The organism is Agrobacterium sp. 5Ca39, from assembly GCF_055382365.1.
On sequence record NZ_AP026437.1, the window covers coordinates 662941 to 684141 of the forward strand.

24 protein-coding genes are annotated in these 21201 nt (G+C 58.4%); 16 read left to right on the forward strand and 8 right to left on the reverse strand.

All coding sequences use genetic code 11. The features are described from left to right. Positions 1 to 124: 124 nt before the first annotated feature. Both ACZ47E_RS16815 and ACZ47E_RS16820 read left to right on the forward strand, forming a co-directional pair. Positions 125 to 322, forward strand: coding sequence for a hypothetical protein (locus ACZ47E_RS16815; RefSeq protein ID WP_006698591.1), 198 nt, complete (start codon positions 125 to 127; stop codon positions 320 to 322). 230 nt (positions 323 to 552) lie between these two features. Next, entirely contained in the window at positions 553 to 711 is a 159-nt protein-coding gene (locus tag ACZ47E_RS16820) for a hypothetical protein (protein WP_004438532.1), read from the forward strand. Here the strand turns inward: ACZ47E_RS16820 and ACZ47E_RS16825 are convergent. Then, the gene (locus ACZ47E_RS16825) at positions 708 to 1292 is read right to left on the reverse strand and encodes a DNA-3-methyladenine glycosylase (protein ID WP_108081208.1); all 585 of its coding nucleotides are present in this window, start codon (positions 1290 to 1292) and stop codon (positions 708 to 710) included. The two genes, ACZ47E_RS16820 and ACZ47E_RS16825, sit on opposite strands and share 4 nt — an antisense overlap. Positions 1293 to 1383: 91 nt before the next feature. On the opposite strand from ACZ47E_RS16825, the gene ACZ47E_RS16830 reads away from it, so the two are divergent. The 4 genes from ACZ47E_RS16830 to ACZ47E_RS16845 all read left to right on the forward strand — a co-directional run bounded on the left by ACZ47E_RS16830 (position 1384) and on the right by ACZ47E_RS16845 (position 4600). Further along, the gene (locus ACZ47E_RS16830; RefSeq protein WP_464017063.1) at positions 1384 to 1782 is read left to right on the forward strand and encodes a hypothetical protein; all 399 of its coding nucleotides are present in this window, start codon (positions 1384 to 1386) and stop codon (positions 1780 to 1782) included. Continuing rightward, positions 1779 to 2564 (forward strand): SDR family oxidoreductase, encoded by a 786-nt coding sequence (locus ACZ47E_RS16835; protein WP_034498250.1) that lies wholly within the window; start codon positions 1779 to 1781, stop codon positions 2562 to 2564. Before ACZ47E_RS16830 ends, ACZ47E_RS16835 begins: the two co-directional genes overlap by 4 nt. Positions 2565 to 2739: 175 nt before the next feature. Continuing rightward, on the forward strand, positions 2740 to 3795 hold the full coding sequence (locus tag ACZ47E_RS16840; protein ID WP_464017064.1) for a L,D-transpeptidase family protein: 1056 nt from the start codon (positions 2740 to 2742) through the stop codon (positions 3793 to 3795). Positions 3796 to 3814: 19 nt separating this feature from the next. After that, positions 3815 to 4600: a L,D-transpeptidase gene (locus ACZ47E_RS16845; protein WP_022563639.1), complete on the forward strand. Its 786-nt coding sequence runs from the start codon at positions 3815 to 3817 to the stop codon at positions 4598 to 4600. A gap of 163 nt (positions 4601 to 4763) precedes the next feature. Here the strand turns inward: ACZ47E_RS16845 and ACZ47E_RS16850 are convergent, their stop codons facing one another. The 3 genes from ACZ47E_RS16850 to ACZ47E_RS16860 all read right to left on the reverse strand — a co-directional run bounded on the left by ACZ47E_RS16850 (position 4764) and on the right by ACZ47E_RS16860 (position 6052). After that, complete coding sequence (locus ACZ47E_RS16850) at positions 4764 to 5066, reverse strand: DUF982 domain-containing protein (RefSeq protein ID WP_022563640.1); 303 nt, start codon at positions 5064 to 5066, stop codon at positions 4764 to 4766. 114 nt (positions 5067 to 5180) lie between these two features. Continuing rightward, positions 5181 to 5348: a hypothetical protein gene (locus tag ACZ47E_RS16855; protein WP_022563641.1), complete on the reverse strand. Its 168-nt coding sequence runs from the start codon at positions 5346 to 5348 to the stop codon at positions 5181 to 5183. A 176-nt stretch (positions 5349 to 5524) separates the two neighbouring features. Next, the gene (locus tag ACZ47E_RS16860; RefSeq protein WP_004438555.1) at positions 5525 to 6052 is read right to left on the reverse strand and encodes a DUF4142 domain-containing protein; all 528 of its coding nucleotides are present in this window, start codon (positions 6050 to 6052) and stop codon (positions 5525 to 5527) included. 368 nt (positions 6053 to 6420) lie between these two features. On the opposite strand from ACZ47E_RS16860, the gene ACZ47E_RS16865 reads away from it, so the two are divergent. From ACZ47E_RS16865 to ACZ47E_RS16890, 6 genes are all read left to right on the forward strand, one after another. Beyond that, positions 6421 to 6621, forward strand: coding sequence for a hypothetical protein (locus tag ACZ47E_RS16865; RefSeq protein ID WP_022563642.1), 201 nt, complete (start codon positions 6421 to 6423; stop codon positions 6619 to 6621). A gap of 210 nt (positions 6622 to 6831) precedes the next feature. Beyond that, positions 6832 to 7611: an ABC transporter ATP-binding protein gene (locus ACZ47E_RS16870; protein WP_022563643.1), complete on the forward strand. Its 780-nt coding sequence runs from the start codon at positions 6832 to 6834 to the stop codon at positions 7609 to 7611. A 23-nt stretch (positions 7612 to 7634) separates the two neighbouring features. After that, on the forward strand, positions 7635 to 8408 hold the full coding sequence (locus tag ACZ47E_RS16875; protein WP_022563644.1) for a transporter substrate-binding domain-containing protein: 774 nt from the start codon (positions 7635 to 7637) through the stop codon (positions 8406 to 8408). A 19-nt stretch (positions 8409 to 8427) separates the two neighbouring features. Beyond that, complete coding sequence (locus tag ACZ47E_RS16880) at positions 8428 to 9150, forward strand: ABC transporter permease (protein ID WP_034498247.1); 723 nt, start codon at positions 8428 to 8430, stop codon at positions 9148 to 9150. 12 nt (positions 9151 to 9162) lie between these two features. Then, positions 9163 to 9852 carry an ABC transporter permease gene (locus ACZ47E_RS16885; protein ID WP_022563646.1) on the forward strand — a complete coding sequence of 230 codons (690 nt, stop codon included), beginning with the start codon at positions 9163 to 9165 and terminating at the stop codon, positions 9850 to 9852. 17 nt (positions 9853 to 9869) lie between these two features. Beyond that, a complete protein-coding gene (locus tag ACZ47E_RS16890) occupies positions 9870 to 10796 on the forward strand; it encodes a homocysteine S-methyltransferase family protein (RefSeq protein WP_022563647.1) in 927 nt (308 codons plus the stop codon). Positions 10797 to 11005: 209 nt separating this feature from the next. Here the strand turns inward: ACZ47E_RS16890 and aptA are convergent, their stop codons facing one another. Further along, a complete protein-coding gene (aptA, locus tag ACZ47E_RS16895; protein WP_034498245.1) occupies positions 11006 to 12340 on the reverse strand; it encodes an omega-aminotransferase AptA in 1335 nt (444 codons plus the stop codon). A 146-nt stretch (positions 12341 to 12486) separates the two neighbouring features. Here aptA and ACZ47E_RS16900 point away from each other — a divergent pair, with 146 nt between their 5' ends. The 4 genes from ACZ47E_RS16900 to ACZ47E_RS16915 all read left to right on the forward strand — a co-directional run bounded on the left by ACZ47E_RS16900 (position 12487) and on the right by ACZ47E_RS16915 (position 17049). Further along, positions 12487 to 13035, forward strand: a complete 549-nt coding sequence (locus ACZ47E_RS16900; protein WP_004438580.1) for a cupin domain-containing protein — start codon at positions 12487 to 12489, stop codon at positions 13033 to 13035. 616 nt (positions 13036 to 13651) lie between these two features. Further along, the gene (locus ACZ47E_RS16905) at positions 13652 to 14332 is read left to right on the forward strand and encodes a sugar transferase (RefSeq protein ID WP_004438583.1); all 681 of its coding nucleotides are present in this window, start codon (positions 13652 to 13654) and stop codon (positions 14330 to 14332) included. Positions 14333 to 14516: 184 nt separating this feature from the next. After that, positions 14517 to 15773, forward strand: coding sequence for a polysaccharide biosynthesis/export family protein (locus ACZ47E_RS16910; protein WP_022563649.1), 1257 nt, complete (start codon positions 14517 to 14519; stop codon positions 15771 to 15773). A gap of 7 nt (positions 15774 to 15780) precedes the next feature. Further along, on the forward strand, positions 15781 to 17049 hold the full coding sequence (locus ACZ47E_RS16915; RefSeq protein ID WP_034498243.1) for an O-antigen ligase family protein: 1269 nt from the start codon (positions 15781 to 15783) through the stop codon (positions 17047 to 17049). On the opposite strand, the gene ACZ47E_RS16920 is transcribed toward ACZ47E_RS16915, so the two are convergent. From ACZ47E_RS16920 to ACZ47E_RS16930, 3 genes are all read right to left on the reverse strand, one after another. Beyond that, a complete protein-coding gene (locus ACZ47E_RS16920; protein WP_004438593.1) occupies positions 17046 to 17540 on the reverse strand; it encodes a hypothetical protein in 495 nt (164 codons plus the stop codon). The genes ACZ47E_RS16915 and ACZ47E_RS16920 overlap by 4 nt on opposite strands. A gap of 85 nt (positions 17541 to 17625) precedes the next feature. Next, positions 17626 to 18984, reverse strand: coding sequence for an HlyD family type I secretion periplasmic adaptor subunit (locus tag ACZ47E_RS16925; RefSeq protein ID WP_022563651.1), 1359 nt, complete (start codon positions 18982 to 18984; stop codon positions 17626 to 17628). Positions 18985 to 18992: 8 nt separating this feature from the next. Then, a complete protein-coding gene (locus ACZ47E_RS16930; protein ID WP_022563652.1) occupies positions 18993 to 21200 on the reverse strand; it encodes a type I secretion system permease/ATPase in 2208 nt (735 codons plus the stop codon). Position 21201 lies beyond the last annotated feature (1 nt).

The following is a 21201-nucleotide window of genomic DNA, read 5'->3' on the forward strand; positions in this document are numbered from 1 at the left end:
GAGAACGTTCGCCTTTCGTCATCTATACGACCGCATCATCTCATGTATAATCGGAAGGGTGTCGGGTTCATGGAACAGAGACCCGGACCGGCGCGTTGAGGGACGTGTCGATGGAGGACGATGGATGTTTGAATTTTTAAAACCGCAACAGCAGCCTGTAATCGATGACGTCGAGGCGACCGGCACCTATGCCGATGCGTTGCTCAACGTAACGAGCCCGGAATTGACACGTTCCACGGCCCGCGAACACGGGCATGAAGCCCATTCACGCGATTATTGTGAAAATCGCGACATTTCCCGTAGCGCTCTCGGTTTTGCCTGAGCGATCACGAAATCTTCCTCGAAAAAAACGGAACGGACGGACTGCGCCTGCGTTTCCTTCCCACGACCCGCAGGGCGGCGCAAACTGATCCAGAGGACCTTCCCGGCTTTATGACCGGTGGGCGAACTGGGTGTTGCGCCGTCTGAGTGGCAGCATTGCAACGCAGTGTCGCCATAGATCAAGAGCAGCGACTTCCGTGAGGTCCGCCGCGCTGACATTAGGAGACCGCAATGACGACAATTCCGGTCGAGCCCTACCCGGAGCCGCCGATGCCGGTTCCACCCCAGCCCGACATCCCCCCGATCAAAGAGCCGGAGCCCGACCGATTGCCGGACGAGGTGCCCACACCCAATCCCGACGAAAACGACGAGCCCCCGAAGGTGTTTTAGGCCGGATCGGGTGACTCGAATTTTTTGCTCACAAAAGGTGAGCCCGCGAGTCCGAAACGCCAGGGATAATCGGTCCCTCGGCTGATGCCGATCCGCCTGCCGATGCTGACGGCGGTTGCCGTTTTCGGCAGTTGCAGGAAAAAAGGTGGCGCCTCGAGCGCGGTGCCGTCCATCTCTCCCGTGATGGCCATTGCCTGGCAAAGCCTTCCCGGGCCGGAGCATAGGAGTCTGAGTTTGTCAGTTCCCCGTCGCAGTTTCATCATGTCGATACCGGTTCGCGGTTCGATCGCGCGAAGAAGCACGGCGGAACCCGGGGAACAGACGAAGTTGGCGCACCAGTGAATGCCGTACGACCGGTAGACGTAGAGACGTCCAGCCGGCCCAAACATTGCCCCGTTTCGCGGGGTTTTCCCATTGAAGCTGTGGGATGCAGGATCATCTGGATGATAAGCTTCGGTCTCGACGATGATGCCGCCGGTATTGCCGACGCGAAATTCCGCTCCGATGAGCGCGCGGGCCACATCCACTGCGTCGCGAAGGAAAAAACTCTTGTCCATTTCCGGACCAAAGACCTGATTCATCGGAACCCCTTCCACGCTGTGTCGTTCTGAAGTGAGCTTTTACTCATTTCCCGCATCGGCCTTGTCGATGAATCCAGCCGGAGGGCATGTCATGCAACTTTCGACGACTTATGTAAAACGCAATGACGGATCTATCTCCGTCGAGTTTGCCGGCAGCGACGGCGATCACGTTTCGGTTCGCCTTGCCGACGGCCTGGAAGGGATCGACGACGCGGAAGCGATTAAACGGGCGAGCGCCGTGATGGTCCAACTTACCGCATTTGGAACGCGCCAGGGTGCCGACGCACACTCGCAATTTTCCCGCCTTGGAACGGCTCAAAATGATGGAACGCGCGAGCAGGGTGAGCGCGTGCAGGCGAGCGCCCGGACCGCGAGGGACCGCGACGTTCTGGAGGAGGAGCTGGAAGAGGGGCTGGAAGACAGCTTTCCGGCCAGTGATCCCGTCTCGGCGACCGTTACCTCCATCGCCTCGCGAAAAGGGGGGCTATGACATTGACTGTTCGCAAAGTCGCTCTCGTGACCGGGGCCGGTTCAGGTATCGGACGCGCCGCCGCCTTTCATCTCTCCAGCCAGGGTTTTTCGCTCGGGCTGCTCGGGCGCACGCAATCCGAACTGGAGGACGTTGCCGACGACATTACCGCCCGTTCCGGCGCCTCGAAAATTCTCATCGCCGACGTGTCGGATGAGGAGGCCATGCGGAGCGCCGTTGCAGCGCTTGTGGAGGATTTTGGCCGCCTTGACGTCGTGGTGGCTAATGCTGGCGTGAACGGTGTCTGGGCGCCTATCGATGAACTCAAACCCTCGGAGTGGGACGACACGATACGCATCAATCTCCGTGGCACCTATCTCACGGTTCATGCCAGCGTGCCACATCTGAAGGCGGCAGGCGGCGGTTCCATCGTCATTGTCTCCTCGATCAACGGCACCCGCACCTTCACTTCGCCCGGCGCGACCGCCTATTCGGTTACAAAGGCAGGGCAGCTTGCCATGGCCCAGCAACTGGCGCTGGAGCTTGGGCGGCACCGCATCCGTGTCAACGCAGTGTGCCCGGGTGCGATCAAAACGGCAATCGACGAGAATACGAAGATACGCGCACGGGAAAAAACCGAGGTGCCGGTTCGCTTCCCAGCGGGAGATATTCCGGTAACGGGGGGTGTGGCGGGAACGAGCGAGGATGTCGCCGAGCTGATCGGTTTTCTCGCCTCCGATGCGTCCCGCCACGTGACCGGCACACCGGTCTGGATCGATGGCGGCCAGGGGCTTCTCCGCTAGATGCTTCTCCGGCGTCATGCCCGGAGACCATCACGGGCTTGTGTCCCTATGATTAACGAAAGGGTAACGTCTGTTCACGAGACTTTGTCCATGGATGAGGTTGCCGTGTTGTGGCCACCTTCGATAGTTAAGCGTCTGCCGAAAAGGCGGGCAAATCAGGCGGGCAGCAATATCCATGGGTATGCAGGCTGTGCTGAACTTCGCGGTGGCGGGGTTGAGGCAAAAGTTCAAGACGGGGGCAAGAGTGGCTGCGGTCATCGCGATCGGCGGTAGCCTTGCCGCGTGCACCTCAATGGGTCTCGACAGCGTGAAAAAAGACCCGCCGAAGCTGTCGTCCAAGATGATGGCGCAGATGTCAGCCAAAAGCATGCGTCCGGAAAGTCCGGTTCTCGTTCGCATCTTCAAGCAGGAGAGCGAGCTCGAGGTCTGGAAGATCGACAAGACCGGCAATTATGCGTTGCTGAAGACATATCCCATGTGTCGCTGGTCCGGAAAACTCGGGCCGAAGATGAAAACGGGGGACCGTCAGGCGCCGGAGGGTTTTTATCATGTGTCGGCCGGCATGTTGAACCCGAATTCGCAATATTACGTCTCATTCAATCTCGGTTACCCCAACCGGCTGGAATCCGCGCTCGGCTATACCGGCGAGGCGCTGATGGTGCACGGCGCCTGTTCGTCTTCCGGCTGCTACGCGATGACAGACGCGCAGGTGGGTGAGATCTATGCCATTGTCGCGCGTGCGCTGCAGGGTGGGCAGGACCGCTTCCAGGTCCAGGCCTATCCCTTCCGCATGACCGCAAGGAACATGGTGGCTCACCGGAACGATCCCAACATGCCCTTCTGGAAGACGCTGAAGGAAGGTTACGATTATTTCGAGGTGACGCGGCGCCAGCCCAAGGTCTCCGTCTGCGGCCGCCGTTATGTCTTCAATAGTGAATTTGCCGAAGGCGAGCCTGCCGATCCGCTGGCAGCCTGCCCGCCGGCCGTCAACCAGAATGACCCGCTGGTGGCATCGAGGCTGGCCGAGGAGCAACAAAAACTTGCCGCGGCGATGAGCGAGGGAACTTCCGCCCCCCTCAGCGCGTATGTAGACGGCGGCATGCATCCGAGCTTCCGGGCAATACTGAAATCGAGCGGCGCCAAGGCAATGGCATCGCAGGTTTCCGGCACGAAGTACCCTATAAGCCGCCCCGAGGCGGCGCTGGCAGATCCCTTTGCCAGGGTGAGATGACGTAAATGAGGTTTTTCAATTGAACGAGACGATGACGACCCGGCGGGGTTTCCTGCTTGGAGCAGGCGGTTTGGCACTTGCCGGACTTGCGGGTTGCAACACCACGGCACGTGAAACCGCGAGGCCGGCCGCTCCCGCGGAAGATCCGATGTATGCGCTGATGTACGGCCCTAAACCGGACGAGCAGTTCCCGCTGCCGGAAATTCCCTATAAGCGCATTCCGCGCCAGTTCCTGCGGCAGATGGTGGCGAACCCTACCGGCGAGCGCCCCGGCGTGATCGTGGTCGATACTGCCAACCATTTCCTTTATCTGACCTATGAAAACGGGCAGGCAATGCGTTACGGCGTGGGGCTTGGCCGCGCAGGCTTCGAGTGGTCGGGCCGCGGCGTCATCCAGTACAAGCGGCAATGGCCGCGCTGGACACCGCCAGACGAAATGATCGCCCGTCAGCCGGAGCTGGAGCCTTATAGCAGCCGCAATGGCGGCATGGAGCCGGGTCTCAAGAATCCGCTTGGTGCGCGTGCACTTTATATCTTCAAGGATGGTAAGGACACGATCTATCGTCTGCACGGCTCGCCCGAATGGTGGACAATTGGCAAATCCGTGTCTTCGGGCTGCGTTCGCCTGCTGAACCAGGACATAGTCGATCTCTACAATCGCGTGCCCGATGGGACGCCGATTGTGGTGACAGCGCTCGGTCCCGCACAGCAGGGTGTGCCGATTGGTCAGGAAGGCGTGCCTGTCGCGCAATATGGCAACGGCGCGGTCGGTGACGGTTTGTCACAGCCGATGCAGACCTACTGACCCAAGAGATGTGGGCCGCCGGCAACGGCGGCCAACCGCGTCGGGCGGTCCGCTGTCGGTATCATTCATGGCGTTGCACCTCGCAGGTAAACGACGCAGCACGCTACCGGTGCCCCGCCGGAACAGCGGGACTTAGCCAGGAAATGTGTTCTGGCACAGCCCTCTAGCCGACTGCGCGGCTCATGGGCAACATTTCATCTAAATGGACCGGACCGGCCATAACCAGAGGCATGCTCGCCTCAAGGCAGGCGGAGATGAATGCTTCCCGTGCCACTTCCGCGGCTTCGAGCCTGGACAGCGCGGCGCGGCATTTTTGCACGGCCCGCTTATAGCGTTCACCACGGCGAAGCGGCCATTCGTTTTCCAGAAAATCCAGGGCGTCGTAAACGCTGAGAAACGATCTCTCAAGGCCGCATTGCATGCGCACCCGAACAGGTGCTCTAAACAAAACTTCCGGGCTGTTCATCTTTACCTCCAATCTTAAACAACCAGATCAAGAAGCCTGAAAAATATTGGGGCGGCGGCGCCCCGGATCAAGATCGGAAACACGAATTTTCGCTGCGCCGATAAGCGTCGGCACCTAGCGTTGTTCTTTATCCTCCCTGTGCGGACAGCGCTTCATCATTCTGTCGATGGCCGCCTTATCACCTGCAAACCGTTCAAACAGTTCTGCCGCCTGCACCAAGCTCAACGCATATACTTCCTGAATCTGTTCGATAGTGTAGTTTCGGGTGTTCGCATCGTTCATTTTTCAGCCGTCCTTCTTGCGATGAACGCGCGGAGGATTATGAAGTTCTGCTGCCGGGATCCGGCCTGAAGAATTTCGCCGGCGCGCCGCCTGATCAACTCGCACGTCTGGGTGCGAGCCTAGCCGTGTCGCGCCAGCTTCTCCATCACACAAAGATCACCAGCAGCCATTTATCGTTAGTTTTTGTCGAGGCCCTGGGCCATTTCCAGATGATGCTGGAGCGCCGGTAGTGTTTTTGCCGCCCACGCCTTCAGCTCCGGATTATCGCCGCCTTCGGCGTAGCGCTTGAAAAGATCAACGGCGTCTTCATGCGCATCGACCTGGTCATCGATATATTCTTCGTTGAACTCGTTGCCGTCGAGTTTTGCGAGGTCGTCTACCTCTTCCTTGTGATCATCTGTCAGAGCGGTGACCGGTGTCCCGTTCACCTTGCCGCCGGATAACAGGGTTTTCAGTTCCGAACTGGTTTTCTCATGCTCGGTGATCATTTGCTGCGCAAAGGCTTTGGTTTCCTCGTTTCCTTTGGTGAGGGCGAGTTTGCTTGATTCAATTTCGAAGATATCGCTTGCCGAGGCCTGCAAGATGAAATCCTCGGTTTTTGGCGCGACGCCGAGTGCGGAATTGACGCCAGTGGATTCCGTCGCGGATTGCGCCAAAGCAGTTCCGGCGACGAGCGCGAACGCGAGGGAAAGAATGGTCTTCATTGTTGAGCCTCCTGATGGTTGAGGCACCACCAACCGTGATGGGCAAGAAATGTTCCTCGGGGCGAAAGAAAAGCCCGCTTGAACGGCTTTGCCGGTTGCAGGAGTTGACGCATCGCCTCGGGATGATGTCCATGCGAGGCGGGCACTCTGTACGGGCCAGAATTCACGGGTCGACTTCGATCCGAATGATGCTATGGTTCATACATTGCCACCAACCGAATTCGTAGGCGGTGGTAACTGAGGGTTACTATGTGCTCCCGCCTGCTTTTTGCGGAGATGCACATATGTTGTATCCGTCAAATTTCGAATAGTGTCTGCTACGACGAATTCTGGTTCGGTGGGCCGCCCGTTTCACATTAGATGAGACGTTGCAGGCCAAACTCGTGGAAAAGACGATACGCAAAACTCTTCAGGATTCTCTGCTGAAGGATGATGGCGCAGCCATCGACCTCGAGTTGCTCGCGACGATGCGCCGGTTGGCGTTATGCGAGTTTGGTGTGAAAGGAGATCAGCAAAATCAGGCGCCGCCGGTTGACGTGGCCGAAGGACGCGGCGCATCCCCGCAATAGCGGTATTTCCGCAGTGATATCTCTCCGATTGCGCCGTAAGGCTGTGCGGAGAACGGTGGCCGGATATCGGCAGTTGATCGCAATTTTCTTTCTTTTCCGTTGGCAGGAATGTTTTTTCCTTTCCGAGATGCAATAGAGCGGTTATTTCCGCGTCAGAAAACGCGCATTTTGCTAGATGTGCGCAGCTATTGACATGACCCGGACCCTTTGATGACTACTGACGTTCCCTGCGCATTGGCGGTTGACGATATCCACAAGAGCTTTGGTTCTCACGAGGTTCTGAAAGGTATTTCGCTCAAGGCGCACAAAGGGGACGTCATTTCCGTCATTGGCTCCTCAGGCTCCGGCAAGAGCACCTTCCTCAGATGCGTCAATTTTCTCGAAGTTCCGGATCGTGGCCGCGTGATCGTGAATGGCGAGGAAGTGGTCGTGAAGTACGGTCGGGACGGCAAGGCCATGCCGCAGAGCTGGCGCCAGGTGGAGCGTTTGCGCACCGGTCTTGGCATGGTCTTTCAGAATTTCAATCTATGGGCCCACCGCACTGTACTTGAGAACATCATAGAAGCCCCGGTGCATGTGATGGGCGTGAAACGTGCGGAAGCCATCGAGAAGGCTGAAGCGCTGCTGCAAAAGGTCGGGCTTTACGCGAAGAAGGATACTTATCCGGCGTTCTTGTCCGGCGGTCAGCAGCAGAGGGCAGCCATAGCCCGCGCGCTCTGCGTGGAGCCGGCGGTGATGTTGTTCGACGAACCCACCTCGGCGCTGGACCCGGAGCTGGTCGGCGAGGTGTTGAAGGTGATCCGTGATCTCGCCGAGGAAGGCCGCACCATGCTTCTGGTGACACATGAGATGCGTTTTGCGCGCGATGTGTCGAGCCATGTCATGTTTCTGCATCAAGGCCGCGTGGAAGAAGAAGGACCGCCGGAACGGGTCTTCGGCAATCCTCTGAGTGCAAGGTGCCGGGAATTCACCGGCGCGCTCGCGAGCTGATTTTTTCGTAACAGGAGATTTAAATGAAATTCTTCGCCTCAATGCTGGCCGGTGCGGCTTTCGCACTGTCCGCTCTCTCCGCCAGCGCAGACGTCCGCTTCGGCGTCATGAACGAAAGCTATCCGCCTTTCTTCGCGCAGGACGCCAGCGGCAAGTGGCAGGGCTGGGAAATCGACCTGATGGATGCCGTCTGCGCCGAGATGAAGGAGAAATGCTCCATCGTCGCGCTATCCTGGGACGGTCTCATTCCCGCGCTTGAGAGCAAGAAATTCGATGTGATCTGGTCTTCCATGTCCAACACGCAGGAGCGCCAGAAGGTGATTGGCTTCACCGACAAATATTACAATACCCCGAGCAAGCTGATCGGGGCCAAGGACGGAAAGCCGGGGGCAACGGCTGAAGACGTGAAAGGCAAGACCATCGGTATCCAGGTCGCCACCATTCAGTCTGCCTATTATGCAAAATATTTCAAGGATGTAGCCGACGAAAAAACCTACCAGACGCTGGATGAGGCGTTTCAGGATCTGGCTGCGGGTCGTATCGATTACGTCTTTGGTGACTCACTTGTTCTCGACACTTTTCTGAAAAGCGATGCCGGCAAGGATTGCTGCGCGGATGCCGGCAATGTTGCTGACGACCCGGAAATCCTCGGACTTGGCGTTTCGGGTGGCGTGCGCAAGGACGACACCGAACTGAAGCAGAAGCTGAACGCCGCCATCGCCGCCGTCCGCGCCAGCGGCAAATATGATGAGATCACCAGGAAGTACTTCAGCTTCGATATCTACGGCGCGAAGTAATCCGGGTCGGGTTCGGCAGATGGCAAGCCTGGATACAATGTTGCAGCTTCTGTCGCCCTATCCTCCGGGATGGGGTGGTACCCTGTTGACGGGTGCTGCAGCGACGCTTGCCATCTCGGCCGGGGCCTATCTCATCGGCATCGTCATCGGCATGTTGGGCGCCTTGGGCAAGCTTTCGGGCAACCGCGTGCTCGAAACCGTCCTCAATCTCTACACCACGCTCATCCGCTCCGTGCCGGAACTGATCCTGATTGTCGGGCTTTATTATGCCGGAACCGACGGGCTCAATCGCCTGCTGCAGCTGGCCGGATTGCCGGTGCTCGAGGTCAACGGCTTCATAGCAGCAGTGGCGGTTCTGGGCTTCGTGCAGGGCGCCTACATGACGGAAGTGCTGCGCGGGGCGATAATGGCGATCCCCAACGGCCAGATCGAAGCGGCAAGGGCTTTCGGCATGTCTCCCCTCCTGCGGTTTCGTCGTGTCGTTTTGCCGGCGCTTTTGCCCAATGCCCTGCCGGGGCTTTCCAACCTGTGGCTCGCCGTCACCAAGGACAGTGCGCTTGTCGCCGTTGTGGGGTATCAGGAACTGGCGCTCGCGACCCGGCTCGCCGGTGCAAGTACCAAGCAGTATTTCCTGTTCTTCATGGCTGCGGCCCTGATGTATCTGGCGATCACCCTCGTCTCCAATTTCATCTTCAGGCAGATCGAACGGCACGTGCGCCGTGGTCAGCCCAGTCTGGCGTGAGGGAGATTGGCGATGGATTTTTCCTGGGTCGGGAAATACTGGCCGCTTCTTCTCTCCGGCGCATGGCAGACGATCGCCCTGCTCGTGATCTCCGTCTGCTGCGGTTTCGTTCTCGCCATCGGACTTGCCTTCGCGCAGGTCAGCGGCGGCCGAATGACCCGGCTTCTCGCGCGTGGTTATTGCACCTTTTTTCGGGGCACGCCGCTGCTGATACAGCTCTGGCTGCTCTATTACGGCGTGGGGTCGCTCTTGCCCATGGTGCCGGGGCTGCGGCAAAGCTTTCTGTGGCCGGTGCTGCGCGAAGGTTTCTTTTTTGCGGCGGTCAGCTTCACGCTGAACTACGCAGCCTATGAAGCCGAAGTTCTTCGTGGTGCGTTGCTGGGCGTTCCAAAAGGCGAACTCGAGGCGGGTAGGGCCTTCGGCATGAGCCGCTTCACGCTGGCGCGTCGCATCTGGCTGCCGCGTGCGATCCGCGCGGCGCTCCCGACGATCGCGGGTGAAGTGGTGATGCAGCTGAAAGCCACGCCGCTTGCGTTCACGGTGACAGTCATGGATCTTTATGCCGTCGCCTACAAGGTGCGGCAGGACACGCTGCTGGTCTACGAGCCGCTTTTCGTCGTGACGATTTTTTATCTCATCCTCACCGCCATCATTGCCCGCTGCTTCGGTTTAATCGAGGCGCAGGTGCCGGTGCGCCGATAGTCTATCAAGGAGTTCTCATGAGCGATATTCGTATTCTGGACGGTGGCATGAGCCGTGAATTGCAGCGGCTGGGCGCTGAGCTGAAGCAGCCCGAGTGGTCGGCGCTCGCGCTCATCAACGCCCCGGACATCGTCCGCCAGGTGCATGCGGAATTCATCGAGGCCGGCGCGGATGTGGTGACCACCAATTCCTATGCGCTGGTCCCTTTTCATATCGGCGAATACCGATTCGACAAAGAAGGTGCTTCACTGATCGCCCTTTCCGGTCGCCTGGCGCGTGAAGCGGCGGAGGCTTCGAAACGTAACGTGACCGTGGCCGGCTCGCTTCCTCCGATCTTTGGTTCCTACGAGCCAGAAAATTTCGATCCCTCTCGCGTTCAGGACTATCTGAAGGTGCTGGTCGAAAATCTTCAGCCACATGTGGATGTCTGGCTTGGAGAGACCCTGAGCCTTATCGCTGAGGGTGAGGCGGTGCGGCAGGCGGTGGCCGAGACGGGCAAGCCTTTTTGGATTTCCTTCACGCTGAACGACGAACCTGCTCAAGTGAACGGTGCGGAGCCGAAGCTGCGTTCCGGCGAGACCGTGCGCTCCGCCGCCGAATGGGCCGCCGGATCAGGTGCCGCAGCGCTGCTCTTCAACTGCAGCAAGCCGGAAGTGATGAGGGCTGCCGTGGAAACCGCATCCGCCGTCTTCAAGGAAAAGGGTGTTGCTCTGGATATTGGCGTCTATGCCAATGCCTTCGAAGGCGAACAGGGCGACTCCGCCGCCAATGAGGGGCTGCACGGCACGAGAGCGGATCTGACGGATGATGTCTATTCCCGCTTCGCCTGCTCCTGGGCAGATGCAGGCGCCACCCTGATCGGCGGCTGTTGCGGTATTGGCGCTGCGCATATCCATACGGTTGCCGATACGCTTCGCCGGCGTGGCACTAGCAGAACGATCTGAAAAGAGAGCCCCTTGTCGAAAAGGCGCGTCCATCGCCAGCCGCCTGGCCAAGCTCAAGCGCCGGTCCCGGCCGCATGGTCATCTGACAGGGCACATATGAGCGTCCCACGGGCGAGGGCGGCCTGCGCTCGATTCAGGAACTTTCCATGTTACTGGTAGAAAAGTGAAAAAGGCTGCAATTTAGATTGCAGCCTTCTTGATAGATGCAGTTATTCTGCTCTTTTCAGCGCGTCGCCGAGAATGGAAACGATGTCGTCGAAATGGGATTTTTCGGCGATCAGCGGCGGCGAAAGAGCAATGATGTCGCCGGTGACGCGAATGAGCAGGCCACGTTCGAAGCAATCCACAAAGACATCATAGGCACGGGCGCCGATCGCGCCGTCGCGCGGCTGGAGTTCTATGCCGGCGATGAAACCGATGGTGCGGATGTCGATGACGTTGGGCGAGCCCTTGAGCGAATGAATGGCATCGTGCCAGGCGTCTTGCAATTCGGAGGCGCGGGTGAAGAGGCCCTCGTCGCGATAGATGTCCAGCGTTGCGATGCCTGCGGCGCAGGCGACAGGATGGCCGGAATAGGTATAGCCATGGAACAGTTCTATCTGGCTTTCGGGGCCATGCATCAAGGCATCATGAACCTCGCGGCTGGTGAATACCGCGCCCATGGGGATAGCTCCATTTGTGAGCCCCTTCGCCGTGGTGACGATATCGGGCGTCACGCCGAAGTAATTGCTGGCGAAGGATGAGCCCATGCGTCCGAAACCGGTGATGACCTCATCGAAGATCAGCAGAATGCCGTGCTTGTCGCAGATGGTGCGCAGGCGTTCCAGATAGCCTTTCGGTGGCACGAGGACACCGGTGGAGCCCGCCACGGGTTCCACGATGCAGGCGGCGATGGTTTCCGCACCGTGCAGGGCGACCAACCGTTCCAGATCGTCCGCGAGCTCGGCGCCGTGCTCTGGCTGGCCCTTAACGAAGCTGTTCTTCGTAAGATCGTGGGTGTGACGCAGATGGTCGGCGGGGATTTGCGGGAAGACGCGGCGGTTGTTGACGAGGCCGCCCACGGAAATGCCGCCGAAACCGACACCGTGATACCCACGTTCGCGGCCGATGAGGCGGCTGCGCGTTCCCTGGCCGATGGCGCGCTGATAGGCGATCGCGATTTTCAGCGCCGTATCGACCGATTCCGATCCCGAACCAGTGTAGAAGACGCGGTCCAGTTTGCCGCCTTCCGGGCCGGGGGCGATTTCCGCCAGCCGTTCGGCAAATTCGAATGCGACCGGGTGACCCATCTGGAATGAAGGTGCGTAATCCATAATGGAAAGCTGGTGCTTCACTGCGGAGGCAATCTGCTGGCGTCCGTGGCCGGCATTAACGCACCAGAGGCCAGCCGTTCCGTCGAGAACCTGACGGCCATCATTGCTGGTGTAATACATGCCTTCGGCGCTCGCCAGCAGACGGGGATTGGCTTTGAACTGCCGGTTGGCGGTAAAAGGCATCCAGTAGCTGTCAAGCGATGTGGAATTAGATCGGCTCGGGTTGTCCATCACGGTTCTCCTGTTCATGGCCGACGATTGAAAGCTATTTTCTTCACCGAACAAGCCCTTTTCTCCATGTGGCGAAGTGATTGAAAATACTGTAAGCGTGAAGACGGGTTTTCGATATTTCGAACAACGGCAACGGGGGCGACGGGATGTCGGTGGATATAGGGGGACGTTTGCGCCATCTGCGGCTGCGCCACAATATTTCCCAACGGGAACTGGCAAGGCGTGCTGGTGTCACTAATTCTACGATTTCCCTGATCGAATCGAACACCTCGAACCCCTCCGTGGGCGCGCTGAAACGCATTCTGGATGGCATACCGATAGGGTTGGCCGAATTTTTCGCCTTTGAGCCCGAGACGAGCCGTAAGGCTTTTTACCGGGCGGACGAGCTGGTTGAAATTGGCAAGGGCCCGATCTCGTTTCGCCAGGTGGGCGAGAATGTCTTCGGCCGTAGCCTGCAGATACTGAAAGAGTGCTACCAGCCCGGCGCCGATACCGGCAAGGTGCCCTTGGTCCATGATGGCGAAGAAGGCGGCATTATCCTTTCAGGGCGACTGGAGGTGACGGTGGACGAGGAGAGGCGAGTGCTCGGCCCGGGTGATGCCTATTATTTCGAAAGTCGAAGGCCACATCGCTTCCGCTGCGTCGGACCGGTGGCCTGTGAGGTCATCAGCGCCTGCACACCGCCGACCTTCTGATTCCCCAAATTAGGGCCTGGAACCACCTCCAGGACAGGCTCGAAGGACTGCGTTCAAAAAAAGAGGCCGTCAGCTATGCGGTTTTTGCGTGGCTGCCATGACAATAATGCAGTTTCTCGCCACTCTTTTGCCGCCTTTGCCGCCTTTTAGCGATTTTTCTATCGCTTTTTCTTGGCGAGGTGCAGGTAGGGGGCAAAAAATCCCAGCCAATATGTCAAATTTTATATGCATTGCCACAATCTTGCTGCGCCGCAAAAAAATTTAATAGTCTGTTATATGCCGCGCTGTTCTTAACGTTCCTGTCTCATCTCGCCAAGTTATAAGAAACACATAAGAAAAGGCGATCGCTTGCACAAAAACCAATACATGCGACGGCGTCACCCATGCTCTCAAGACATGGCGTCCAGCACATTTGTTGCTTTTTTATGCAACTGTTAATATTGCCCGGACGTTGATCGGCCGCTCACGCAAGAAATCGCATAGACGGTTATGGGCAAAGTGCCTTACAAAAAATCCATTAGCATCAAATTCCGAACACAGACTTGTTATCTCCTTTAGACGGAAAGACGCGCCTCCGGGCACCGACCAATCGCAAAACATAAATGGAGTTCTCTCTATGAAGTCCGCGACCCAATCGGCTGAACAGACACTCAGCAGCTCCGAAGATTTCGATGTCAGTTTCCCTATCGGGGGCATCGCAAAACGCAGCTTCGATATGACATCGGCTGCTCTTGCGCTGCTCATCTTCAGCCCGATATTCCTGCTGATCGCCGTTCTGGTGAAGATGTCCGACCCCGGTCCGATCTTTTATGGTCACCGTCGTGTGGGACATAATGGCCGCTATTTCCATTGCCTGAAATTCAGGACGATGGCGATGAACGGCGATGAGATCCTGCGGCAATATCTTGCCGCCAATCCGGAGGCCGCCGAGGAATGGCGGGCTACCCGCAAGCTCAAGAACGATCCGCGTGTTACGGCCGTTGGCGCCGTGCTGCGCAAGCTCTCCCTTGATGAATTGCCGCAGCTCATTAACATCCTTCGTGGTGAAATGAGTGTGGTTGGTCCGCGTCCCGTCGTGGACGAGGAGCTGAGCTACTATGAAAGCGCTGCCGCCTATTATCTCAGCACCCGCCCGGGTCTGACCGGCCTGTGGCAGATCAGCGGCCGTAACGACGTGTCTTACAAGACCCGCGTTGCCTTCGACACACAATATGTCCAGAACTGGTCGATGCGGCAGGATGTATTCATCATCGTCAAGACCATTCCCGCCGTGTGCTTGTCACGCGGAAGCTACTGAAAACCGATATTGAGTTCGGCTATATCGATCTTCGCTTCGACACGCACCCTGACCGGGATCCCAAGTCCGGTCTTCGGGTGCGTCATTGGTGCTAATCATACCGGCCGCTTCTTGCGGCGCCGCCTTGCCGGTCGCGCGACGGCCTGATCGCCTGTATGGCGATCCGCTAACAGGGAGTTTCCCGATGAACGGCTTTTCCGCCGCCCACCGCCCGTTTGTGGCCCTCGTTCTTGCTGCTACCGTCGCTTTTTCCGCGCCGCTTTCCGCAATGGCTGCGGATGGCGCTCAATATAAGCTCGGTACCGCGGACAAGCTGCGTATCCGCGTTGCCGAATGGCAACCGGCCGACGGCAGCATCCGCAACTGGGATGTCATCAACGGCGACTATTCCGTCGGGCCCTCCGGTACGCTGTCCTTGCCCTTCATCGGTCAGCTCGACGTCGCAGGCAAGACGCCTTCCGAGGTGAGCGACCAGATCGGTGCTCAGCTTCAGAGCAAGTTCGCCCTCCGCAACCTGCCTTCGGCCTCCGTGGAGATCGCCCAGTTCCGGCCGATCTTTCTGAGTGGCGATGTGCAGACACCGGGTGAATATCCCTATGCCCCCAACATTACGGTGCTGAAGGCTGTCAGTCTTGCAGGCGGCTTGCGGAGGTCCGACGCCGGACAGCGTTTTGCCCGCGACTTCATCAATGCACGTGGTGACGCCGCGGTCTATGATAACCAGCGGGCAAGGCTGCTTGCCCGCCAGGCGCGGTTGATCGCCGAGGTAAAGGGCGATCAGACGATTACCAAGACGCCGGAGATGGAAAAGATCGCCGAGATCGACACGCTTCTCGCCAGCGAAAGCGCGCTGATGAAATCGCGGACCGAGCGTTATACACTTCAGCTCAAAGCGCTGACGGACTTGCACGCGCTTTTGCAGAGCGAAGTCGAATCCCTGAAGAAAAAGTCCGAAACGCAGAACCGGCAGCTTCAACTCGCCAATGAAGACCGCGACCGCGTCAACAGGCTGAACGAGCAAGGCCTTGCCTTGTCGCAGCGGCGCATTTCGGCAGAAGAACGTGCGGCCGAGGTGGAATCCACCCTCCTCGATATCGACACGCAGTCGCTGCGCGCAAAACAGGATATCAACAAGGCAACCCAGGACGAGATCAACCTGCGCAACGACTGGGTGGCGCAGCGCTCCAAGGAGTTGCAGGATACGGAAGCGGAACTCGACAAGCTCAATCTGCAGCTGACCACCAGTCGCGAACTGATGTCGGAGGCACTGGCGCAATCGGCCGAGGCGATCCGCTTCGATCCATCGGGTAAGTCCGCGACGATAAGCTATGTCGTGGTGCGTGAAGAAAACGGCAAGCCGAAGGAGTTGAAAGTCGATGAAAATGCCTTGCTTCAGCCCGGCGACGTCATCAAGGTCTCTTCCGAAATCCTGATGCAGTGAGGTTTCAATGCGGATCGCCAAGTCGGCGCTGATCGATCCCGAACGCAATGAGATTTATGGAATGACGGCCGTTGCGCTGTCATTCTTCGTCTTCGCCTATTCGTCGCGTTTCGGGCAAGTCTCGGTTCTGGCCTATTATGGCATGTGGTTGCCGTTAGTGGCGGTCGACTACCGGCGCGTGCTCGGCAATTATCCACGTTACCTGTGGATTTTCGCCTTCAGCATTCTTACCGTCCTGTCCAGCTTCTGGTCGGAGGCGGTGTCTGTAACCATGCGCGCCTCCATTCAATACCTTACCCATATCGTCTGCGCGCTGGTTGCCATGCGCGTGATTTCAATCCGCACCCTGACGCGGGGCGCTCTGATTGGCATAGGCGTCGTCCTGCTCTATTCGCTTCTGTTCGGCATCTATCTTTTTGACGCGCTTGATGGGACCTACAGTTTCGTCGGTGCCTTCTCATCCAAAAACCAGCTCGGTTTCTATGCGTCGCTGGGCGTCATTTTTGCTGCCTCGTCTGTGCTGGTACTGAAGCAAAGGGGCATCTGGCTGCCGATTGCAGGCGTGACGGGACTCTTGTCGGCCTATAGTCTCATCGCATCCCAATCTGCCACCTCCGCCATCACCACCGCGGCCGTTGTCGCCCTCATCATCGGTTTTATCCCGATCGGGATGCTTTCGCCCGCAAACCGTAAAATGATGTTTTTTGCTCTCGGCGGTCTCGGAGCACTGCTTGCGGTGGCTTCGCTGCAATTCGGTCTGTTAGATGCCATTCTCGGTGTCTTCGGCAAGGATTCGACGCTGACCGGCCGAACCTATCTCTGGCAGCAGGGCATAGAGGCTGCAAAGCAGGCTCCGATCCTGGGGGTCGGCTATCAGGGATTCTGGGTCGCAGGGTTTGCCGATGCCGAACGGTTGTGGAACGACTTCTTCATCACCGGCCGCAGCGGCTTCCATTTCCACAATACCTATATCGAGACAGTGGTGGAAAACGGCTTTGTCGGCATGATCCTGTTGGGCATGGTGCTTTACGGCACGCTGCTGGGGCATCTGAGATCGGTGCTGATGCGTCGAAGCGACCCGCAGGGCGTTATCCTTTTTGCGATTTGCGCGCTGTTCGTGGTGCGATCCTTCGTGGAGATTGACATCATCTTCCCCTATCAGATCGGTTCGTTCCTGCTTTATTTCGCGGCCGGAAAACTTTGCCTTCCGGTAAAGGCGGCGCGGAACGGTGAGACTCACCCCGCGATCGGCATGAGGCTGCAGACCAGACCCTAGAGATAATCCGCCGAGACATGTGGACTGGCGTGAATGAAGCTCCACATGTCCTTACTGACCTCGACAATGTCGGCGATTGATTTTTCGAGCTGGCCGATTTCCTTTTCGTCCATGCGCTCGACCTTGCCGTAGCGGACCTGGCTGTCATCTTCCACCAGACGCATCAGCTGGGTGCTGGCGATATCGCCCTTTTCGTCAAAAGAATAGATGCAGTGATTGTATTTGTTGCGCGTCTTCGCTTCCCTCTTCAGCCGCGCCATGATGGAGAGGACAGTCTTCCGGTCCTTCGCGTCGGTGGAGGGAAGCTTTGCCAGGCGTTCGATGAGATCCATGCGCGCCCGCGTGGTGTTGAGGGTGAGGAACACAACGATGGCAGCCTCCTTGTCCACTTTCAAAAGGTGGACGATCAGATAGATCATCAGGCTCTCGGTGTTGGTCCACACATAGTTCAGCCTGCCGACCAGCAGCAATACATCCGACATCGCCGCCATGACGCTTCTCCTGCCCCGACAAAACATCCTTCGACATCATATGCCGACTGCCGCGGAAAAGACAGGGTAGGTTACTGATATTTCTTCATCTTTCCTTGAAAGCACGGGACATGCTGTCAGCGATCGGCTTGGTCAGATATTCGAAGAAAGTACGCTCCGAAGTCTGGATCAATACGTCGGCCGGCATGCCCGGCACCGGGTGGAAATTATGGACCTTGGCGATTTCCTCATCGGGCACCTGCACGCGCACGATATAAACATCCTTGACCTGCAGACCGGCGTTCTCCTCGATGCTGTCGGCGGAAACATAAAAAACCTTGCCGTTCAGGACCGGCGTGGTGCGGCGGTTGAGCGCTGAAAGACGGATCGCTGCCGTCTGGCCCTCGTGCAGCTGGTCAATCGAGGTTCTGAGCACCTGCGCCTCGAGGATCAGCGGAACATGGGCTGGCAGGATTTCCATGATCGGCTTGCCTGTCGTGATGACGCCGCCGGGCGTGTGATAATAAGCGCGCACGACAGTTCCGTTGACGGGGGAGCGGATGACGGTGCGCTCCAGCACTTCGGCGGCCCCACGGACCTGTTCGCGCACGCTGTCAAGATCGGACTCCGCCGTCTCCAGCGCGTCAAGCGCCGCCTGCTTGTTGGCGTTGACTGCAATGATCGCTTCCTGCTTGAATTTGGCGATTTCCGCTTCGCTCTGGTTCATTTCGCCGCTCAGACGGGCAATGTCTCCCATCGCATCGGCAATGGCGCGCTCCAGCGCCAGCATGTCGGTCTTGCGGATGACACCATCCTTGGCCAGCCTATCCTTGGAATCGCGTTCCTGTGTGAGAAGCGCGAGTTGCCGGTCAAAGGACTGCTTCTGCCCGTCATAACCCGCATAACGAAACTCCAGCGACCTGATGTTCTTCTCGATCAGGTTCAACTGCTCTTCGAGCTTGATGAGTTTGCTATGGAACACGATGTTCTGGCTCTGGATGATGGCGTTGATATCCGGATCGCCGGCTTCCTTCATGACGATGTCTGGCACCTTGAAGCTCTTTGCGCCCTGCGCTTCGGCGCGCAGGCGCGTGACGATGGTCTCAAGCCGAAGCCGCCGCAGCTGCAACATGCGTTCGTTGGCGAGCGCCGTCGTCTTGTCGAGTGTGAGCAGCACGTCGCCTACCTTGACCGTGTCGCCTTCGCTGACCATCATCTCCTTGATGATGCCACCTTCCAGATGCTGCACGACCTTGTTATTGCCGGTGGCGACGAAGCTGCCCTGGGCGATGATGGCGGAGGAGAGCGGCGCGGTGCCAGCCCAGTAGCCGAACCCGCCGAAGGAGGCGAGCAGCACGGCAAGACCGATCGAGCTGTGCAGGCGGATTGAGCGCGGTACCTCGCTGTACCATTCCAGCTGACCCTGTGGTTTGACTTCGGCAATGGCGTTCTTTTTCCTGAACATGACGATCCTCAACCCTCGATCTGCGGGGACTGGCTGGCCTGGCGGCCATTGCCGGAGAGCGCTTTCAGCACGTCCATCCTTTCGCCGAACATGGCGACCGACCCGTCCTTCAGCACCATGATCTTGTCGACGCATTGCAGAAGCGCCGGCCGCTGGGTGATTGTGACAGTGGTGATGCCCTGTCTTTTGGCGTGCAGCAGAGCCTTGGCCAGGGCCTGCTCACCCTGGGTGTCGAGATTTGAGTTCGGTTCGTCCAGTACCACGAATTTGGGGTCGCCGAAGAAGGCCCGAGCAAGTGCGATACGCTGTTTCTGCCCGCCGGAAAGTGGTGCGCCATCGGCGGCGACCACGGTTTCATAACCCTGCGGGAAACCGGCAATCAACTCGTGAACGTCGGCCAGAACTGCGGCCTCATAGATTTGCCTGTCCTCTATATCGTCGCGCATGCGGCAGATATTGGCTTTGATGGTGCCCGGGAACAATTGCACGTCCTGCGGCAGATAACCGATGCTTTCCCCGAACTGCCGCTGGTCCCAGTTGCGCAGGTCCATGAGATCGAGACGGACATTGCCCGATGTAGGCAGGATGGAGCCGACCAGCATTTTGCCAAGTGTCGTCTTGCCGGAGCCGGAATTGCCGATGATGGCAAGCGATTCACCCTTTTTCAGCGAAAAAGAGATACCGTTCAGGATCACTTTCTTCTGCGGCGGCGGTACGAAGAGAATGCGCTCAACATCCAGGCGTCCTTCCGGATTGGGAAGGCGCAGGCGCGGGAAATTGAGCGGTGAGCTGATGAGGAGCTGCTTGATGCGGCCATAGGAGGCGGCCGATTTGTTGAACTGGTGCCAGCCCTCGATCGCTCCTTCAATGGGCGCGAGCGCACGGCCCGAGACGATGGAGGCCGCAATCACCATCCCGCCTGTCAGCTCGCCGGAGAGCGAAAGATGCGCGCCCCAGCCGAGAAGCGCAACCTGTGTGATCATACGCGCGGCCTTGGACACGCCAGAGAACATGATGTTTCGATCCTGTGCGGCCACATGCGATTTCAGCGAGCCCGCCGTTTCGCGGCCCCACATTTTTACCGCTTCGGGGATCATGGCGAGCGCGTTGATGATCTGCGAATTGCGCGACATGGAATCGAGATGGAAATTGGCGCGGCTCAGATAACCCGAGGCTTCGGAGAATTGCCGTGCGGTGAAGCGCTGGTTCAGCCAGGCGATGGTGAACAGCACGGCGCAGCAGACCATGATGATAATACCGAGATGCGGATGGACCAGATAAACCACCACGATGAAGAGCGGCATCAGCGGCGCATCGAGAAAAGCGATAAGGGTTCCCGAGGTGAGGAATGAGCGCAATTGCTGTAAATCCTGCAATATCTGGTAATCCTTGCCGCTGCCATGCAGGGAGGCTCGTGCGGCGGCAGACAGGATGGGAGCGCCGAGCTGGACCTCGAGCTCCACAGCGGTACGCATCAGGATGAAGCGGCGGATGGCATCCATGAAAGCCTGCAGCAGTACCGCTCCGAGAACCGCGACCGTCAGCATCACGAGCGTATCCATCGAGCGGCTCGTCAGCACGCGGTCCGAAATCTGAAACAGATAAAGGGGTATGGCGAGAAGCAGGACGTTGATGGCGACGGTGAACAGCATCACCACAATCATGTTGCGGCGTACCGCGGCGATGCCCTTGGCAAGGCTTGCAGCGAAATTGATGGGTTCGCTGCGTTTATGAAAGCCGCTCTGGCTGCTGCCACCGCCGCCGCCACCGCCGCCATTGCCCGTTGGCTCCTTGCCATCGCCGCCACCGCCCGTCGCCGGGCGGCGTTCGGTTTCACGGATCGGACCGTCATTGTTGTCGATAGTCTTGACGAAGGGGAGGTCGGGCGCGCTCTTCAGTTCTGCATTGTCGATCTTGGCTTTGGGGGCAGGTCGCGACGCGGGGTGTGGCTCCTGCTGTGGTGCGGGGTTTCCCGCTGGCATATCCCGCAATGTGCCGGATTGCGGAGTCGTAGGCGAGGGCGGTGGGGCCACCTCCGGAGAGGGCGGGGTTGCCCTAGCGATCTGTTCCGCACCCGACAACTGGCGAAGGTTCTCTACGGCTTCATTGATGGCTGAGATACAGGCGTCTGTCAGCTTGCTGTCTTCCGCGTCCTGATCCAGCGGTAAATCCAGCGAGCGTCCATCCGCAATCGTTCTTCTTGAAATATGATCCATT

What these genes read in the sequence shown, in the direction of transcription:
- ACZ47E_RS16815 (WP_006698591.1), top strand. Translation starts at nt 125, where the DNA reads ATGTTTGAATTTTTAAAACCGCAACAGCAGCCTGTAATCGATGACGTC.
- ACZ47E_RS16820 (WP_004438532.1), top strand. Translation starts at nt 553, where the DNA reads ATGACGACAATTCCGGTCGAGCCCTACCCGGAGCCGCCGATGCCGGTT.
- ACZ47E_RS16825 (WP_108081208.1), bottom strand. Translation starts at nt 1,292, where the DNA reads ATGAATCAGGTCTTTGGTCCGGAAATGGACAAGAGTTTTTTCCTTCGC.
- ACZ47E_RS16830 (WP_464017063.1), top strand. Translation starts at nt 1,384, where the DNA reads ATGCAACTTTCGACGACTTATGTAAAACGCAATGACGGATCTATCTCC.
- ACZ47E_RS16835 (WP_034498250.1), top strand. Translation starts at nt 1,779, where the DNA reads ATGACATTGACTGTTCGCAAAGTCGCTCTCGTGACCGGGGCCGGTTCA.
- ACZ47E_RS16840 (WP_464017064.1), top strand. Translation starts at nt 2,740, where the DNA reads ATGGGTATGCAGGCTGTGCTGAACTTCGCGGTGGCGGGGTTGAGGCAA.
- ACZ47E_RS16850 (WP_022563640.1), bottom strand. Translation starts at nt 5,066, where the DNA reads ATGAACAGCCCGGAAGTTTTGTTTAGAGCACCTGTTCGGGTGCGCATG.
- ACZ47E_RS16855 (WP_022563641.1), bottom strand. Translation starts at nt 5,348, where the DNA reads ATGAACGATGCGAACACCCGAAACTACACTATCGAACAGATTCAGGAA.
- ACZ47E_RS16860 (WP_004438555.1), bottom strand. Translation starts at nt 6,052, where the DNA reads ATGAAGACCATTCTTTCCCTCGCGTTCGCGCTCGTCGCCGGAACTGCT.
- ACZ47E_RS16870 (WP_022563643.1), top strand. Translation starts at nt 6,832, where the DNA reads ATGACTACTGACGTTCCCTGCGCATTGGCGGTTGACGATATCCACAAG.
- ACZ47E_RS16875 (WP_022563644.1), top strand. Translation starts at nt 7,635, where the DNA reads ATGAAATTCTTCGCCTCAATGCTGGCCGGTGCGGCTTTCGCACTGTCC.
- ACZ47E_RS16880 (WP_034498247.1), top strand. Translation starts at nt 8,428, where the DNA reads ATGGCAAGCCTGGATACAATGTTGCAGCTTCTGTCGCCCTATCCTCCG.
- ACZ47E_RS16885 (WP_022563646.1), top strand. Translation starts at nt 9,163, where the DNA reads ATGGATTTTTCCTGGGTCGGGAAATACTGGCCGCTTCTTCTCTCCGGC.
- ACZ47E_RS16890 (WP_022563647.1), top strand. Translation starts at nt 9,870, where the DNA reads ATGAGCGATATTCGTATTCTGGACGGTGGCATGAGCCGTGAATTGCAG.
- aptA (WP_034498245.1), bottom strand. Translation starts at nt 12,340, where the DNA reads ATGGACAACCCGAGCCGATCTAATTCCACATCGCTTGACAGCTACTGG.
- ACZ47E_RS16900 (WP_004438580.1), top strand. Translation starts at nt 12,487, where the DNA reads ATGTCGGTGGATATAGGGGGACGTTTGCGCCATCTGCGGCTGCGCCAC.
- ACZ47E_RS16905 (WP_004438583.1), top strand. Translation starts at nt 13,652, where the DNA reads ATGAAGTCCGCGACCCAATCGGCTGAACAGACACTCAGCAGCTCCGAA.
- ACZ47E_RS16910 (WP_022563649.1), top strand. Translation starts at nt 14,517, where the DNA reads ATGAACGGCTTTTCCGCCGCCCACCGCCCGTTTGTGGCCCTCGTTCTT.
- ACZ47E_RS16915 (WP_034498243.1), top strand. Translation starts at nt 15,781, where the DNA reads ATGCGGATCGCCAAGTCGGCGCTGATCGATCCCGAACGCAATGAGATT.
- ACZ47E_RS16920 (WP_004438593.1), bottom strand. Translation starts at nt 17,540, where the DNA reads ATGGCGGCGATGTCGGATGTATTGCTGCTGGTCGGCAGGCTGAACTAT.
- ACZ47E_RS16925 (WP_022563651.1), bottom strand. Translation starts at nt 18,984, where the DNA reads ATGTTCAGGAAAAAGAACGCCATTGCCGAAGTCAAACCACAGGGTCAG.
- ACZ47E_RS16930 (WP_022563652.1), bottom strand. Translation starts at nt 21,200, where the DNA reads ATGGATCATATTTCAAGAAGAACGATTGCGGATGGACGCTCGCTGGAT.